Source organism: Roseateles sp. GW835-FHT13E02 (assembly GCF_058794035.1).
In genome coordinates this window covers 20,237-36,725 of the sequence record NZ_JBXAGJ010000007.1, presented here as the reverse complement: position 1 = coordinate 36,725, position 16,489 = coordinate 20,237, and the positions used below count along the sequence as shown (strand labels likewise).

11 protein-coding genes are annotated in these 16,489 nt (G+C 66.5%); 6 read left to right on the top strand and 5 right to left on the bottom strand.

All coding sequences use genetic code 11. The features are described from left to right. Positions 1-43: 43 nt before the first annotated feature. The 5 genes from malG (at position 44) to AC1Q6P_RS08510 (ending at position 6,584) form a co-directional block, all read left to right on the top strand. On the top strand, positions 44-934 hold the full coding sequence (gene malG / locus AC1Q6P_RS08530; protein ID WP_171825886.1) for a maltose ABC transporter permease MalG: 891 nt from the start codon (positions 44-46) through the stop codon (positions 932-934). Further along, positions 934-3,375, top strand: a complete 2,442-nt coding sequence (locus tag AC1Q6P_RS08525; protein ID WP_492663665.1) for an alpha-amylase family glycosyl hydrolase — start codon at positions 934-936, stop codon at positions 3,373-3,375. The genes malG and AC1Q6P_RS08525 overlap by 1 nt, the downstream gene beginning before the upstream one ends. A 142-nt stretch (positions 3,376-3,517) precedes the next feature. After that, entirely contained in the window at positions 3,518-4,720 is a 1,203-nt protein-coding gene (locus AC1Q6P_RS08520) for a sensor histidine kinase (protein ID WP_492663666.1), read from the top strand. Then, positions 4,717-5,823: a histidine kinase gene (locus AC1Q6P_RS08515; protein ID WP_492663667.1), complete on the top strand. Its 1,107-nt coding sequence runs from the start codon at positions 4,717-4,719 to the stop codon at positions 5,821-5,823. The genes AC1Q6P_RS08520 and AC1Q6P_RS08515 overlap by 4 nt, the downstream gene beginning before the upstream one ends. After that, positions 5,820-6,584, top strand: coding sequence for a LytR/AlgR family response regulator transcription factor (locus tag AC1Q6P_RS08510; RefSeq protein WP_171825882.1), 765 nt, complete (start codon positions 5,820-5,822; stop codon positions 6,582-6,584). The genes AC1Q6P_RS08515 and AC1Q6P_RS08510 overlap by 4 nt, the downstream gene beginning before the upstream one ends. On the opposite strand, the gene AC1Q6P_RS08505 is transcribed toward AC1Q6P_RS08510, so the two are convergent. The 5 genes from AC1Q6P_RS08505 to glk form a co-directional block, all read right to left on the bottom strand. After that, positions 6,557-6,919 carry a diguanylate cyclase gene (locus AC1Q6P_RS08505; protein WP_492703151.1) on the bottom strand — a complete coding sequence of 121 codons (363 nt, stop codon included), beginning with the start codon at positions 6,917-6,919 and terminating at the stop codon, positions 6,557-6,559. The genes AC1Q6P_RS08510 and AC1Q6P_RS08505 overlap by 28 nt on opposite strands. 44 nt (positions 6,920-6,963) lie before the next feature. Further along, positions 6,964-7,575: a nitroreductase family protein gene (locus AC1Q6P_RS08500; protein ID WP_492663669.1), complete on the bottom strand. Its 612-nt coding sequence runs from the start codon at positions 7,573-7,575 to the stop codon at positions 6,964-6,966. Between the two features lie 43 nt (positions 7,576-7,618). After that, on the bottom strand, positions 7,619-9,727 hold the full coding sequence (locus AC1Q6P_RS08495) for an alpha/beta hydrolase family protein (protein WP_492663670.1): 2,109 nt from the start codon (positions 9,725-9,727) through the stop codon (positions 7,619-7,621). A gap of 100 nt (positions 9,728-9,827) precedes the next feature. Further along, positions 9,828-12,620: a TonB-dependent receptor gene (locus tag AC1Q6P_RS08490; protein ID WP_492663671.1), complete on the bottom strand. Its 2,793-nt coding sequence runs from the start codon at positions 12,618-12,620 to the stop codon at positions 9,828-9,830. A 313-nt stretch (positions 12,621-12,933) separates the two neighbouring features. After that, complete coding sequence (gene glk / locus AC1Q6P_RS08485) at positions 12,934-13,980, bottom strand: glucokinase (protein ID WP_492663672.1); 1,047 nt, start codon at positions 13,978-13,980, stop codon at positions 12,934-12,936. Between the two features lie 500 nt (positions 13,981-14,480). Between glk and AC1Q6P_RS08480 the strand changes: the two genes are divergently transcribed. Then, positions 14,481-16,400, top strand: a complete 1,920-nt coding sequence (locus tag AC1Q6P_RS08480; RefSeq protein ID WP_492663673.1) for a glucokinase — start codon at positions 14,481-14,483, stop codon at positions 16,398-16,400. Positions 16,401-16,489 lie beyond the last annotated feature (89 nt).

Sequence of the window (16,489 nt, the reverse complement as noted above, 5' to 3'; positions counted from 1 at the left end):
TCATGATGATGACAAACACACCCGTCGTCTGGGGGAGCCGCTAATGGCCATCGTTCGAGGCAAAAAGGCGCGCTGGCAGGTCTGGGCCGCGCATGGGCTGATGTGGGTCTTCCTGGCCCTGACCCTGTTCCCGCTGCTGGCCATCGTCAGCATCTCGCTGCGCCCGGGCAATTTCGCAACCGGCCAGCTGATCCCCAGCGAGATCAGCCTGGAGCACTGGAAGCTGGCTCTGGGCATCCCCTACCAGGCGGCCGATGGCAGCCTGGTTCAGCCGCCCTTTCCGGTGCTGACCTGGCTGTGGAATTCGGTCAAGGTGGCGACCCTCTCGGCCTTTCTGATCGTGGCGATTTCCACCACCGCAGCCTTTGGCTTTGCCCGCCTGCAGTTCCGTTTCAAGACGCCCATCCTCAACAGCATGCTGCTGCTGCAGATGTTCCCGCCGGTGCTGGCCTTGGTGGCGATCTACGCGATCTTTGAAACCCTGGGCAACTTCGTGCCGGCCCTGGGCCTGGAGACCCACGGCGGCCTGGTGCTGGCCTACCTCGGCGGCGTTGCCACCCACATCTGGACCATCAAGGGCTACTTCGAAACGATTCCGGTCGAGATCGAGGAATGCGCCAAGGTCGACGGGGCCACGCACTGGCAGGCCTTCCGCATGGTGCTGCTTCCCATGGCCTTGCCCATCCTGATGGTGGTGTTTGTGCTGGCCTTCATCGGCACCATCATCGAGTATCCGGTCGCCTCGGTGCTGCTGCGCGAAGAGGGCAATCTGACCCTGGCCGTGGGCTCCAAGTATTTTCTGCATGACCAACGCTTCCTCTGGGGCGATTTCGCCGCCGCGGCCGTGCTCTCGGGCCTGCCCATCACGGCAGTCTTCCTGCTGGCCCAGCGCTGGATCGTCTCGGGCCTGACGGCCGGTGGGGTGAAAGGGTGATGCGTGGCGCGCTGCTGGCTGCGCTGCTCGCCCTGCCCCTGATCCACAGCCCGGCCCAAGCCAGCTCCAACTGCACGCCCAGCCCCTTGGGCACACGCGAGCTGTTCCTGCGCGGCAGCTTCAACAACTGGAGCGCGAGCGATGCCCATCGCTTGGTCTATGTCTGTGACCGTTATGAGCTCTACCTGAAGCTGCAAGGCGAGCAGAGCTTCAAGATCGCCGACGAAGACTGGTCACCCGATGCCGACTTCGGCGGCTCGGCCGCTCGCCTGCAGCTCAAAGGCCCGTCGCTGAACCAGCGCTTCAAGGGCGGCATGCACAAGCTGGTGCTGCGCCTGACGGACAAAAGCGGCAGCCTGGCCATCCAGCCCTTTGCCGGCAAACCGCCCCAGCTCCGCAGCGCGCCCAGCGTCACAGACCCGGTGGCCCTGAGCCTGCGCTTTGACTCGCGCGATCTGCAACACAAAGCACCGTTTGGCGCCGTCACGCCCGGCACGCCGCTGCGCCTCAGTCTGAGCGCCCTGCCCGGCGTGCAGCGCGCCAGCCTCGTGGTCGCCAAGCGGCGGCTGGAGGGCAATCAGGAGCTGCTCGAGTACAGCGAGGTGCAGCGCCTGCCTCTGCAAAAGGAAGGCGGAAGCAAAGCGGGCCGCGAGCGCTGGAGCAGCACCGTGGTGCTCGCGGAGCCGGCCATCTACGGCTACCACTTCGAGGTGGAGATCTCCGGCAAGAACTATGTGTTCCACAACAACCGCGATCCGGTGTTCTGGACCCGCGAAAAAGGCAGCATGGGCGCTGGCAGCGTGGACCTGCTGCCCTTGGACCTGCGACCCGAGAACCCGCGACAGATTCGCCGCTACCGCCAGACCGTCTACGCCGCCGACTTCAAAGTGCCCGACTGGGCGCGCGACATCGTCTACTACTCCATCTTCCCCGAGCGCTTCCGCAACGGCGACCGCAGCAACGACCCGCAGCCGGGACGCGAGCACTACCAATACCAGGGCGTGGAGCGCCACAGCCGCTGGCTGAGCAAGCCCTACAAACCAGGCAGCGGCGACGGTTCGGACGGCGTCTACAACAACGATTTCTTCGGCGGCGACCTGGCCGGCATCATCGAAAAGCTCGACTACATCCGCGAGCTCGGCGCCAACACGATCTACATGACGCCGGTCTTCCGCGCGGCCAGCAACCACAAGTACGACACCGGCGACTACAAGCAGATCGACCCGGCCTTCGGCAGCAACGAGGACTTCAAGCGCCTGACGCTGGAGGCCGCCAAGCGCGGCATGCGCGTCATCCCGGACACCTCGCTCAACCACGTCGGCAGCGACTCGCCCTACTTCAACCGCTTTGGGAATTTCAAGCCCGGCGGCGCCTTCGACGGCGGCCGGCTTAACCCCGACTCGATCTACGCCAGCTGGTTCAAGCTCGACCCCAGCCAGGCCAAGCCCGAGGACCAGTACCAGGGCTGGACGGGGGTGAAAGACCTGCCCGAGCTGGACAAGAACTCGCCCGCTTTTCGCGAGTTTGCCTACCGTGCGCCTGACTCGGTGACCCGGCAATGGCTGGACTTCGGCGCCGCCGGCTGGCGCATGGATGTGGCGCCCTGGGTGCCCGACGACTTCTGGCGCGAATGGCGCCAGGTGGTGAAGGCGACGACGCCCGATGCGCTGACCGTGGCCGAGACCTGGTTCGATGCCAGCAAGTATTTCCTCGGCGATATGTTCGATTCGACGATGAACTACATCTTCCGCAATGCCGTGCTCGAGTACGCGGCCGGCGGCGATGCGAGAAAGCTCTACGCCCAGATCGAACTGATGCGCGAGGCCTACCCGCCCCAGGCCTTCTACGCGCTGATGAACCTGCTCTCCAGCCACGACCAGGCCCGTGCCCTGCACCACTTTGGCTATTCGGATGAGCCCGGCGCCAGCGCCCAGCAGCGCAGCGCCCAAGCCCTGAGCCTGGCCAAGCAGCGCCTGCGCCTGGCGGTGTTCTTCCAGATGGTCTTCCCCGGCGCACCGACGATTTACTACGGCGACGAAGTCGGCCTGGGCGGCGGTGAGGACCCCTACAACCGCGCGCCCTACCCCTGGGCCGACGAAGGCGGCCGGCCGGACCTGGCCCTGCTGGCCGACTTCAAGCGACTGACCGCCCTGCGCCATGCCGAGCCCGTGCTGCGCCACGGCAGCCTCAGTGCGCCGCTGCACCTGGATGCCAAGGTCATCGTGCTGGCGCGACAGGACGGCGAGACCTGGGCCCTCACGGCCATGAACAATGCGGCCAGGCCGCGCCGTGTCCAGCTGACGCTGCCGACCGCTCTGCAAGGCCGCGCCTGGCGAGAGGCTCTGAACACCGGAACCGCGCGCGTGGCGCCGCGGGCCGAGGGCGCGAGGCTGACGCTGACCCTGCCCGCTCACGGCGGGCGGGTGCTGATCAGCCGCTGAAACCGGGCGCGAGGCGCTCGCGGCGCCGCCAACGGCGGCAGACCGGGCGCCGCCGCGCCGCAAAAACCGCCTTTGGTCCGCGCGGGGCGGCATTCGTCGCATGCCACAGCAGCGGTCTTGTCCAGCCGCGAGAATGCCGGCCATGTCCATGGCCTTCAACGACACCCGCAGCGCTGGCCCGAAAAGCGGCCGCCAGGTTTTTCTGCAAATCGTCCAGCTGCGGGTGGTGGCCGCCGTCTACTACCTGTGCTTGCTGGTCGCCACCTCGCGCGCCCTGCATTGGTACAAGCCGGAGGATTCACTGGAAAGCTGGGTGCATCTCTGGGTGCGCTTCACCCGACAGAACCTGATCACCGGCTTCACCCTGCTGCTGGCCATTGCACTGGTGGAAGCCTGGCTGCAGCACCGCAAGCACTGCGGCCCCGCCCTCCGCTGGCGCGGCCTGGCCCTAGGCCTGGCCGCGCCGGTCAGCGTGCTGCTGCGCCATGTCATCGGTCGCCTGGACAACCCGGAGGCCGTCTTCAAATGGAGCTGGGTGTTTTCCACCTCCCTGCTCTGGATCATGATCGGCGGGGCGGCCTATGCCCTGCTGCTCTTCACCCACAGGCACCAGGCTTTGCACCAACAACTGGCCGCCAATGCCCGCGAACAAGAGCGTCTGAGGGGGCAACAGCTGGAGGCCCAGCTGAGCGCCTTGCAGGCCCAGATCGAACCTCATTTCCTGTTCAACACCCTGGCCCATGTCAAACGCCTGTACGAGACCGCACCGGAACGCGGCCGTGACATGCTGCAAGCACTGATCGCCTATCTGCGTGCCGCCCTGCCCGCCATGCGCCGCAGCGAGTCGACCCTGGGTCAGGAGCTGGATCTGGTCTGCAACTATCTGAGCGTGCTGCGGATGCGCATGGGTGAGCGCCTGCGCTTCACGGTCTCGGTCGAGCCTGGGCTGCGCGATGCCAGCCTGCCCACGCTGGTGCTGCCCACCTTGGTGGAGAACGCCATCAAACATGGCCTCGCTCCCCTGCCCGAGGGCGGCAACATCCACATCAGCGCCGAGGCCGAGGGCGAGCAGCTCTGCGTGCAGGTGCTGGACGACGGCCGAGGCTTCAGCGGCCAAGGCGGCTCCGGCGTCGGCCTGGCCAACACGCGGGCGCGCCTGAGCGCCCTGTTCGGGGATCGCGCCGCCCTGGTGCTGGAAGCCGCCGAACCGCGCGGCGTGCGGGTGCGCTTGCAACTGCCCCTGAACAGGGGTTCAAGCATGGCCTCGAACATGATCCAGCAGGCGCCTCCATCCGCCCACCGGTCACATCCGGGTACGGCGACCCGCCCGGGCCTGCCGGCATGAGCCGCCTGGCCTCCCGGACCTGGGCCGCATGGCGCTCGCTGACGCCACGCGAAGCCCTGTCAGGCCTGTTGCTGGCCCTGCTCTACGGCCTGATCGACCTGCCCGAGCTGGTGCATGTCAGCGATGTGCCGGGCTGGCAACTGGCCGTGGCACGCGAGCTGCTGAAACCACAGCTGGTGCTGCTGGGCTTGCTGCTGACCTGGCTGCCGGTGCTGCGCAGCCAGCTTGAGGGCGGGCGCCGGATCTGGCTGCTGGTGGCCGCCACCGTGGCCGGCGCTCTGTTGGGACAAGGCCTGGCGCAGGGCGTGATTCATGGGCTGGCCTGGCCCGATTACGAAGCCCTGCTCTGGCAACGCAAGGGGATGACACGGCCACCGCTCGGCTGGCAGCAATGGCTCAGCGGCGCGCTGTACGCCCTGATCCCTTGTGGCCTGCTGGTCGCGCTGACCGAGATGCAGCGGCGCCAGACCCAGGCGCAAGCACAGCTGGACCAGCTGCTGCTGCGCCACAGCGCCATGGCCCGCCAGGCCCTGGCCAGCCGTCTCGCCGCCTTGCAAGCCCAGGTAGAACCGGAGCTTCTGTTCGATACCCTGGTCGATGTCGAGCAGGCCTACCAGGACAGCAGCGCCGAAGCTCCCGCGCGGCTGGAGCGTCTGATCCGCCACCTGCGCGTGGCCCTGCCCCGCCTTCGTGAAAGCGGCAGCCGCCTCGAGATCGAGACCGAACTGCTGGACAGCTACCTCGCCGTCATGTCCGACCGCCACCGCAGCCCGGTACAGTTCAGCGCCGACTGGCCCGAGTCACTGCGCCAGCGGACGCTGCCGCCCATGCTGCTGCTGCCCTTGCTGCAACGCGCTTTGCGCCTGGCGTGGCAGCGCCAACACAGCCTGCCCACGCAGGCTCAGTTGGCGGCGCGCGGCTTCGGCGCAGGCGAGCAAGGCCTGAGCCTGACGCTGAAGCTGTCCTTGCCGGGCCTCTGCGGCGACGACGCCAGCTTGCAAGAACTGGCGGCCCGCTTGCGCGACTGCAGCGCCGGGCTCGCGCGCCTGCGCTGTTACAGCACGACCGGCCATACCCACTTCACCCTGGAACTGCCCCCATGAGATCCCTGAGCGCACCGACCGCCGTGGTCGCCGAAGATGAGCACACCTTGCGCCAGGAGCTGGTCGAGCGCCTGGCCCAGCTCTGGCCCGAGCTGAGCATCGTGGGTGAGGCCGCCGACGGCATCGAAGCCCTGCGCTTGCTGGATCTGCATGCGCCCGATGTGCTGTTCCTGGACATCCAGATGCCCGGCGCCAATGGTCTCGATGTGGCGCGGCAGGTGGGTACGCGCAGCCATGTGGTGTTCATCACCGCCTTTGACGAGCATGCCATCGCCGCCTTCGATCATGGCGCGGTGGACTACTTGCTCAAGCCTCTGGAACCCAGCCGGCTGTTCACCGCCATCGGCCGGCTCAAGGCCCGGCTCGCCAGTCCGGCGACGGGTCAGGAGCGTGCCTGGCAGCCTGCGGCCCCCGCCGAGCCCAGCGCCTCACGCACGCCGCTGCGCTGGATCAACGCCTCGGTGGGTCAAACCCTGCGCCTGATCACGGTGGATGAGGTGCTGTACTTCCAATCCGACAGCAAGTACACGCGCCTGGTCCTGCGCGATTCCGAGGCCCTGATCCGCAAGCCGCTGAAGGAGCTGGTCGAAGAACTCGATCCGCAGCAGTTCTGGCAGATCCACCGCTCCACCCTGCTCAATGTGGCGGCCGTGGCCAGCGTCATCCGCGACTTCCGCGGCCGCCTGCAGGTCCGGCTCAAGGACCACGCAGACATCCTGCCCGTGGCCGAGGCCTACAACCATTTGTTCAAGCAGATGTGATCCCTGCCCACGGGCCGCATCTCCGTCCGGCTCACGGGTCCAGACGGATCACTGCCGACAGAAGCAGCGCTCAAGCCCGAGTCATCAACTCCATTGCGAATCTCGTCCTGCAAGACCACGAACTCCCCCCCGTTTGAGCGAGGCACGGTGTCCACGGTTCGCACCGTACTCGCCATGCGCCGAGCCGCTTCCGCCAGCACCTGATCACCGGCGGCGTGACCCAAACGGTCATTGCGAGGTTTGAAGTCACCCAGATCCACGTCCATCAAGGCCGCGCAGCGGCGACTCCTCCCTCTCCCATGAACACGGGCACAGCCCGGACCCGCATGGCCCACCCGAACCACGATTCGGGCAAAACCACAGCAAAGACCGGAATCACTCAGGAGACCGGTGGCGTCCAGTCCGAACAGACCTCGGCCTGCGACAGAGCCTGGGCCGGCGATGCAATCCCGGGCTTCGCGCGCGGCAGGGCCGGCTTGAGCGGCGTGCCGGCCAGCACCCAGGCCAGCAGCTGCTCGCCGGGTTGGCAAAAGGCCGCCTGCAGCGCCGGGTCGCGCAGAGCGGCACCGCTCAAGGTCTTGGCGGCATAACCCATCAAATGCAGGGCATTGAGGAAGTTCATCAAACCCGCCCCGGCACAAAGCAGCTGCTCATGGGCCGGCACCTCGGGCTCGCCTTCGCGCAGGCGCACGATCAAGGCGGCCAGGCCGGGCCCGTTCCAGGCGCGGTCGTGGGCGCGCTGCAGATCTTCGGCCTCACTCTGGCCCCAGCGCCGAGCGGCATTGACAAAGAGTTCGGCCAGCAACGCACGCTGATCCTCGGACACCAGCACAAAGCGAAACGGCCGCAGGCCGCCATGGTCGGGCGCGCGCAAGGCCAGCTCGGCCGCCTGCTGCCACTGCGCGCGGCTCGGCGCCGGCGCAATCATGTACTTCGGGCCTTGAGAGTAGCGGCCGGCCAGGGCCGCAAGGGCGGAGGAATCGATGCTCATGGCCGGACTGTAGAGCGTTCTGGAGAACGTTATGGCGGGAGGCTCAGCTGCGAACCTCCGCCAGGTGGCGATCCAGAAAACGCGCGGCACGATTCCAGAAATCGATGTCGTTGGCGGGCGCGCGCCAGCCATGGCCTTCGTCGGCATAGACCTGCCACTCCAGGCTGTCGGGCGCGCGGCCAGGCGCGGCCTGCAAGGCCTTGCGGAAGGCCTCACCGTGGATCAGGGGCACGCGCCGGTCTTTCTCACCGTAAGCCAGCAGCAGCGGATGGCGAATCGCCGCCGCATGGCTGAGCGGCGACTGGGCGCGCAGCAGGGCCGCGTCCTTGACCGGATCGCCCAGCAGCAAAGGCATGCCGTGCTGCTTGATGGCATCCGAGGTGTCGCTCCAGCTGACGCTGTAGAGCAGATTCAAATCGGTCACACCCACCCAGGCCACGGCGCAGCGGTACAAGGCCGGCTCGCGCACCAGGCCCATCAGGGCCGAGTAGCCGCCGTAGCTGGCGCCCATGAGGGCGATGCGGGCAGGGTCGGCCACGCCTTGTTCAATGGCCCAGCGGGTGGCGTCGCTGATGTCGTCCTGCATGGCCTGGCCCCACTGCTTCCAGCTGGCGCGCTCGTGCTTCTGACCCAGCCCCAAGGTGCCGCGGAACTGCGGCTGCAGCACGGCATAACCACGCGCGGCCAGGAATTGCACATAGGGGTCCCAGGCCCAGGCCGGGCCGCGCACCCAGGGGCCACCGTGGATCAGCACCACCAGGGGCAGGCGCGGCTTGTCGGCCAGGTTCTTGCTCTTGGGCAGGGTCAGCCAGGCGGGCAGCTCCAGGCCGTCACGCGCCTTGAGGCGGTGCAGGTCCATGGCGGCCATCTGCTTGGCCTCGACATCAGGCCGCTCGCTGCCCAGTCGGGTGTACTTGCGGGTCTGGCGGTTGTAGAGGAAATAGAGCGTGGGCTGGATGTCGGCCGAGGCCTCGATCAGCACCCAGGGCGCATCTCCGCTCCAAGGCACAGACAGGCGATTGGCGGTGCGCGGCAGCACCTTGTCGACCTGGGCCTGCACGGCCTGCAAGTCCGCATCCAGCCACTGCGTGACCTCGGCGTCGATGCTGAAGCGCAGACCCAGCACCCGGTCCTGACGCGTGATCACCTCGGCATCGATGTCGAACTGCGCATGCTGGGCCAGGGGCGCCTCTGACCATTGGCCGTTGACTGGATCGAGAAGCCAGCAGGCCAGCTTGTCGGCGCCCTGGCGGCGGGCGCTGACGTAGAGCTTGCCGTCGGCGCCGAGGTGGCGCACGCGGAAGTCGCCCTCGCCGGTGATGGGGTTGAACTCGGCGATCGGGCACCAGGCCTCCTTGTCGGAGGCGCTGCCCAAATCACGCCAAAGGTAGCGGCCGCGCGGGGCCGCTGCGCGTTCGCCAGAGGTGGCAGCCGGGGTCTCCAGCGTGCGCTGCAGGCGCAGATGGCCAGCGGCATCGAACCACCAGCTCTGCGCCTGCGGCAGGCTGTCGATCTCGCGGCTGCGACCCGTCACCGTGTTCAGACGCAGGAGCTTGAAATGCCCCAGCTCCTTGTCGGTGTAAGCCTCGGGGCGCACCACCAGCACCTCATCGCCTCGGCGCTGGGTGTCACCATGGAGCAGAAAGGTGTTCCAAGGCTCCAGGCTGCGGACTTCGTTGCCGCTGCGAACCAGCACCCGCTGGCGCTCGACCAGCTGCCGAAAGCGGCTGCCATCGTGATCGACAGCAAACAGACCGGGCGCCGCATCCTGCCGGCCCTCGGGCGTTTCGCGATCTTGCAAATCAAAGACCAGGCGCTCCTTGTTGACCCAGAGAAAGCGGCCCACATCAGCGCCTTCGCTGCTGTAGACCACGGTGGGCGCCAAGGTGTCCAGCAGCAGGACGCTGAGCATCCAGCGGCCATGCGGGCCGGTCGTACGCAGGGCGAGGCGCTGACCATCGGGCGAGAGCGCGGCGCCGGTCATCTGCGCCGGCCGGATGAAGCGGCCGGCGTCCGGCAGTTCCGCCGCCCAGGCACACGACCCGGGCCAGACCGAAGCCGCCGACGCGGCCGCAGCGGCGCCAGCCGCCTGGAGCAGTTGGCGCCGGCGCCAGGTGGGAGCAGCGGATGCGGTGGAGTGGTCGTCGTTCATTCAGCGTTTCCTGGTCCTGTGGGCCCGAGGCTTGGGCCTACCCAAAAGTAAAAACCCCTGCGGGCTGGGCGGCCGGCAGGGGTTGCGGTCAAGGCAGGGTTCAGAACTTGTAGCTCGCGCCCACCAACCAGCTGCGACCCCACTTGATGTACTCAAGCGGGCGATCCTTGGTGCCAGCATAGGTCTGGTACGCCGCGTCACCGAGGTTGTTCACCTGCAGTGTCAAGCCCAGGCCCTTGAAGGCGCCATCGTTGAAGCTGTAGCCGATCTGCGCGTCGGTGATGTTCTCACCCACCACATAACGCAGGGTGCGAGCGCCATTGAAGTTGCCGATTTCACCGATGAAGTCCGAGCGGCGGCGGTTGCTGATGCGGAACTCGAAGCCGTCTTTCTCATAGTAGGCCGTCAGGTTGGTGACGCGCTTGGACAGACCCGGCAGGGTGATGTCGCCGCTGCCCACGCTGGAGGCGCTTTCCGGATCGCGGATCTTGATGCCGCTGCTGGTGAAGCTGGCGCTGGCCTGGATGCCGAAGCCGCTCAAAGCCGGCGTCAGCAAGGACAGGGGCAGCGAGGCCGAAAGCTCCACACCCGACAGGCGGCCGCCCTTGCCGTTCTCCGGCGCGGTGTAGGTGCCGGTGGGCTGAATCGGCAGAGGCTTGCCATCGGGACCCAGGATCGGCTTGACATCGGGCAGGTAGGCCGAGAAGTCATAGTTCGAGATCTTCTGGGTGTAGATGTAGCTCTTCAGGTCCTTGTAGAAGTAGGCGGCAGCAACGTAAGCCTTGTTGCCGAAGTACTTCTCGTAGGACAGGTCGAAGGCCACGGCGCGCCAGGGGTCGACCTTGGCATTGCCACCGCTGGCGCCGGGCTCGCGGAAGCCTTGCGAGTTCACGGTGTCACCCACGCCAAACTCGATGGCCGAGCGCAGCTGATCCACACGCGGGCGGGCCACTTGCTTGGCCAGGCCGACACGCACGGTCTGGTCATTGCTCAGACCGAAGGCCAGGTTCATGCTGGGCAGAGCGTCGGTGTAGGTCTTGCCGTCGTGAACCGGCTTGGGGTTCTCGCCACCGGTCAGGCGGATGGCGTCCGAGGACTGGTCCACGCGCTGGAGCTGCAGGCCGATATTGCCGCGCACATCCACACCGCCCCACTTGGAGTCAATGAAGCCCTTCAGGAAGCCGGTGGTGATCTTCTCGTTGACATCCCAGGACTTGGCGATCAGGTAGTTCGCGGCCGTCGAGCTGGGCTCGAAGGTCATGTACTTGGCCACGGCGCCGGGCACGTTCCAGGCCGGAATGTTGCCAATGCCGGCAAAGCCCAGGTCCACCAGACCGTACTGGAATTCAGAGCCGATGGCGGTCTCGCCCTGCTTGCCCAGGTTGATATTGCCTTCGGGCTGGCGCTTCTTCTTGGAGCGATCGGCGTAATTCAGGCCGACCTCGACATCCGAGAAGATGCCGCTCAGCAGAGACGGCGCCGGCATGGTGGCGGCCAGCTTGAAGCTCTTGAGCTCGTCTTCCACGCTGGGCACCTTGCCGTAGCCCGAACCGTAAATCGTGCCGCGCAGCAGCAGCTTGGTCGGATCGGCATAGCTCAGCGTGGGCGCCAGGGTGGAGAAGCCACCGGTCGCATAGTTGAGCTTCAGAGTGTCCAGCCAGGCCGAGGTCGCACCGACCGGCGCCAGCTGGGTGTTGTTCTCCAGGTTCAGCTCATCGCGCTTGGCCTTGGAATAGCTGACATCGGCGGTGACCTTCACATCGCCAAAGCTGAACTTGTTGTTCCAGCCAGCAGCGTCGATCTTGTCCTCGCGCTTGTTGTACATGCCACGCACCAGCGGGAACAGATTGGCCGCCGAGCCACCGATGAAGGTGCCGTTGCCGTTGACCTGTGCGTTGCTGATGTCGATGCGGTAAGCGCCGTTGGTGCCGTTGTAGTCGCCCAGGTTCACTTCGAACTGGTTGGCCGTGTCTTCCTGCTTGGCCGTGGTGTGGAACACGTCCAGCACGCTGGTCCAGGCCTTGGAGGCGCGGACTTCCAGGGTCGCCATCAAGGCGTCACGCTTGGTGAAGCCGGTGCGGCGCAGGGCCTTAATCCCGTTCGAATAGAAGGTGCCTGCCGCCACGCCCGGACGCCAGCCATTGCCCACGGCTTCCCAGGGCTCGTACAGGCCGACCTGGTTTTCCTGGATCGGCGTTTCCTGGTGCGAATAGCCCAGCACCAGACCGACCGTGCGATCGGCGTACTGGTCGATGTAGCTGGCGCTGAAGCGGTTGCCGGTGGCCTTGGCATTGCCGGCGGCGCCGAGCGAATTGCGCTGGCCGCGGGCGTTCAGGGCCACGACACGGCTGCCGAAGTTCAGCGGACGCACGGTCTGCATGTCCAGGGTGCCCGACAGACCTTGGCCGATCAGGCCGGCGTCGGGGGTCTTGTACACGGTCACGCCGCTGAGCAGCTCCGAGGGGTACTGGTCGAACTCGACGCTGCGGTTGTCACCGGTGCTGACCAGCTCACGGCCGTTGAGCAGGCTGGTGGCGAAATCGGGCGACAGGCCGCGCACGCTGATCACCTGAGCCCGGCCGGCCACGCGCTGGGCCGAGAGACCCGGCAGGCGAGCCAGAGACTCGGCAATGCTGTTGTCAGGCAGCTTGCCGATGTCTTCGGAAGAAATCGACTCGACGATGGAGTCGCTGTTCTTCTTGACCGAGATGGCGTCCTCGATGCCCTTGCGGATACCGGTCACCTGCACAGTGTCCAGTTTGGCCGGCGATTGTTGGGCAAACGCACCCGTGGCCAACATCAACAGGCTGCAGCCCACGGCCACCGGGTTGATTTTGAAAATTTCGCGCTGCACTGCCAGGGCCTGCTTGCGCTTCTCTGCGGAAGTACTCATCTTTTGTCTCCTGAATCTCGACTGCTTGCTACGTACTCAACAACGACCGAACCAACGAACCCTTCGCCGCCCTGCCCCGCCGCTGGTGCGCCGGATGCCATGACTTTGAACCTGATGTCTGAACTAGTTTGTATCAAAACTAGATTTTCAGACCAACAAACGTAAACCCTAGTTTTGCGTTCAAGCAACCATTTTTAGATGCTTGTTTCTGAAAAAACCGCTGATTTAACGCGTTTTTAATACCACTCTCAGTCCAGATCAGGGTCATCACCGAGGCTGAAAGTCATGCAGCTTGTAATTCAACTACATCCAACTACAGGCGCATCGCATCTTGCTGCTCCAAGGCCAGGGCTGCACCACTGAGCGCCGCCAGGGTGTCGGTGATCAAGGCCACCGGGATCTCCTCCAGATAGGCACGGAAGCGCCCCTTGGCTTCAAAGCGCTCACGGAACTGCGAGGCAAAGAAGTAGTCGCCAAGGCGCGGCACGATGCCGCCGCCGATATAGACCCCACCACGCGCGCCCAGCGCCAGTGCCACATTGCCGGCGAAGCCGCCCAGCAAGGCACAGAAGGTGGCCAGGCTGCGCTCGCAAAAGGCATCCGCGCCGGTCAGGCCGCGCTCGACGATCTGCTCGGTGCTCAGCGCCTCGGTGAGCGGCGCACCCAAGACCGCCCGCACCGCCTGATGCAGCACCGGCAGACCGATGCCCGAGAGCAGGCGCTCGGCAGAGACATGCGCAAACTCGGTGCGCACCCGGGCCAGCAACTCGCTCTCAAAGCCATCGGCCGGCGCCAGCGTCATGTGCCCACCCTCACCCGGCAAGGCCATCCAGCCGTGGCGCGAAGGCAGCACACCGGCCACGCCGAGGCCGGTGCCCGGGCCAATCACGGCCAAGGCACCCGCCGCCCCCAGACCCTCACCCGGCAGCACCCGCGCACCACCCCACTGGCGCAGCTGCGCCGCCGACAAGCGCGGCAGCGACAAGGCCAGGGCCTCGAAATCATTGAGCACCAGAAGGCTGGACAGCCCCAGCTGCGCCTGCAGCTCGCTGCGCGAAAAGCTCCAGTGCGCATTGGTCAGCTCCAGGCGATCACCCCCGACCGAGGTGGCCAGAGCAAACGCCAGCCGGCGTGGCGCCTGATAGGCCGCACCCAGGCGCTCCTGCTGTAGCGCCAGATAGGCCTGCACGGCCGACAAAGGGCTGCGATGCTCACGCACCGGCAGCACCTGCACGTCCGTCACCGCAGCGCCGGCCTGCGCCAGCCAGCCGAAACGGGCATTGGTGCCACCGACATCCGCCACCAGACTCGGGTAGGCCGGCGCCTCAGCAGCCGATGCACGCGGCGCAATCGCACTCATGCGCACGCACCCTGATCCGGCCTCAGCCCCAGAACCACGCCCATCACATCTACTCGCTGCATCCTCGGTCCCCGTTCGCGGCAGACCACCCGGAAGGCGGCTGCGTCTCATGTTCTTGCGCGGCCAGCCCCTTGAGCCCGCTCCTCGCACAGGCAAAAGGTAGCAAAACTACATTCACATAGCAAGAGCGACTACCCGAAGCATGGCAAAAACTCGCCACCCGTGAGGCGATTCCCATGTCAGAAGCCCCTTGACTACTGAGTGAAGCGCACAAAACACGGCCAACAAGCCAGGTTTGCCGCCTTCTCAAAAAGTAGTGAAGCTACAACTTCAAGTTGAAATCATCCCCATATGTGCTTGCCGCTGCAAGCCTGCGGGCACCCTGCGCACACCGAAGCTGCCGGGCTGCTGGCATGGCAGGGACTGCCCGGCTTACCCTGCCCAGGAGCGGCCCTGATAATGCGCAGCTGCCCTGCCCCCTTGCCTGGATGCCCACGCCGATGTCCTCTCTGCCTCCGTTTGACGCCCCCCGCCTGATTGCCGACATTGGCGGCACTTACGCGCGCTTCGCTCTGGAGACGTCGCCGGGCGAGTTCAGCCGGATCGCCTCCCTGCGCTGCGCCGAGCACGCCGATTTCCATGCCGCTGTGAGCGCCTATCTCAAGGGCTTGGCCGACACCCCCCATATCGCCCACGCCGCCATCGCCATCGCCAACCCGGTCGAGGGCGACCAGGTGCGCATGACCAACTACCACTGGCAGTTCTCGATCGAAGAGATGCGCCAGCGCCTGGGTTTCGACACCCTGGTCGTGGTCAATGACTTCACGGCCCTGGCCATGGCCTTGCCGCGGCTCTCACCCGCCGATGTGCGCCAGGTCGGCGGTGGCGAGGCGCGCATGCCCAGCGTGATCGGCCTGCTGGGCTCGGGCTCGGGCCTGGGCGTGTCAGGCCTGATCCCGGCCGGTGACGGCTGGATCGCCCTGGGCACCGAGGGCGGCCACACCAATTTCGCACCGCGCGACGAGCGCGAGATCGCCATCCTGCGCCACGCCTGGAAGCAGTACGACCATGTGTCTTTTGAGCGCCTGCTCTCTGGACCCGGCCTGGAGCTGATCTACCGCGCCCTGGCCGAGCATGCCGGCCAGGAGGCCGAGGAATTGGATGCGCCCAAGATCACCCAGCGCGCTCTGGATGCCAGCGACGCCTTGTGCGTCGAAACCCTGGAAGTCTTCTGCGGCCTGCTGGGCACGGCCGCCTCCAATCTGGCGGTGACCCTGGGCGCCCTGGGCGGCGTCTACATCGGCGGCGGCATCGTGCCGCGCCTGGGTGAGGCTTTCGACCGCTCCAGCTTCCGCGCCCGCTTCGAGGACAAAGGCCGCTTCAGCGACTATGTGGCCGGCATCCCGACCTTCGTCATCACCGCCGAGCACGCCACCTTCAAAGGCGCCTCGGCGATTCTGCAAGCCCAGCTGGCCACGCTGGAAGAAGCGCCCGGCGCCGGCCTGCTGGGCCAGATCCGCCGCGCCCGCCCGGGCTTGTCACCGGCCGAGGCCCGCGTGGCCGACCATGTGCTGGCCCACCCGCGCTCGGCCCTGAACGACCCCATTGTCGAAATCGCCCGCGCCGCCAACGTCAGCCAGCCCACCGTCATCCGCTTCTGTCGCACCCTGGGCTGCGAGGGCCTGTCGGACTTCAAGCTGCGCCTGGCCTCGGGCCTGACCGGCACCGTGCCCGTCACCCACACCCAGGTCAAGGGCGACGACTCCATGCTGGAGCTGGGCGCCAAGGTCTTGGGCAACACCGCATCGGCCATCCTGCAGGTGCGCAGCCAGCTCAACCGCGAGATGATCGACCGTGCGGTCGCCCTGCTGCTCAAGGCCGGGCGCATCGAGTTCTATGCCGTCGGCCACTACGGCGTGGTGGCGCAGGATGCGGAATTCAAGTTCCTGCGCTTTGGCATGTCCAGCTGCTCCTACACCGACCCGCGCCTGCAGCTGCTGGCCGCCAATGTGCTCAAGCCCGGCGATGTGGCCGTGGTCATCAGCAACAGCGGCCGCTTGCCCGAGCTGCTGGAGGTGGTGGAAAAAGCCAAGGCGCGCGGCGCCTATGTGGTCGCCATCACGGCCGGCCAATCGCCGCTGGCCCGCAAGGCCGATGTCGCCCTGATCATCGACCATGTCGAGGATGTCTCCACCCACCTGCCCATGGTCAGCCGCATCCTGCACCTGCTGGTGATCGACATCCTGGCGGTCGGCGTGGCCATGCAGCGCGACCCGGCCGGCCTGATCGCGGCCAGCCCGCAAGACCGGTTGGAAGAATCCAGCGCAGAAGCCAGCCCGGCGCGCAGCGGCGCACGGCGGGCTGCGCCCGGCGTCAGCCTGGCCTCGCCCTTGGCCCGCCTGACCTCGCACAGCCGCTGATCTGGCGCAAGAAAAGGGCGCACCGGCCGCTGGCGACCCACGGGAAAAGGAGCATGCTCCGGGTTCGGCCCCCTGCTTAGGATGGGGTC

Excerpts from the sequence above, each read along its gene's own strand:
- AC1Q6P_RS08525 (WP_492663665.1), top strand. The coding sequence starts at position 934 with ATGCGTGGCGCGCTGCTGGCTGCGCTGCTCGCCCTGCCCCTGATCCAC.
- AC1Q6P_RS08480 (WP_492663673.1), top strand. The coding sequence starts at position 14,481 with ATGTCCTCTCTGCCTCCGTTTGACGCCCCCCGCCTGATTGCCGACATT.
- malG (WP_171825886.1), top strand. The coding sequence starts at position 44 with ATGGCCATCGTTCGAGGCAAAAAGGCGCGCTGGCAGGTCTGGGCCGCG.
- AC1Q6P_RS08495 (WP_492663670.1), bottom strand. The coding sequence starts at position 9,727 with ATGAACGACGACCACTCCACCGCATCCGCTGCTCCCACCTGGCGCCGG.
- AC1Q6P_RS08520 (WP_492663666.1), top strand. The coding sequence starts at position 3,518 with ATGTCCATGGCCTTCAACGACACCCGCAGCGCTGGCCCGAAAAGCGGC.
- glk (WP_492663672.1), bottom strand. The coding sequence starts at position 13,980 with ATGAGTGCGATTGCGCCGCGTGCATCGGCTGCTGAGGCGCCGGCCTAC.
- AC1Q6P_RS08500 (WP_492663669.1), bottom strand. The coding sequence starts at position 7,575 with ATGAGCATCGATTCCTCCGCCCTTGCGGCCCTGGCCGGCCGCTACTCT.
- AC1Q6P_RS08510 (WP_171825882.1), top strand. The coding sequence starts at position 5,820 with ATGAGATCCCTGAGCGCACCGACCGCCGTGGTCGCCGAAGATGAGCAC.
- AC1Q6P_RS08490 (WP_492663671.1), bottom strand. The coding sequence starts at position 12,620 with ATGAGTACTTCCGCAGAGAAGCGCAAGCAGGCCCTGGCAGTGCAGCGC.
- AC1Q6P_RS08515 (WP_492663667.1), top strand. The coding sequence starts at position 4,717 with ATGAGCCGCCTGGCCTCCCGGACCTGGGCCGCATGGCGCTCGCTGACG.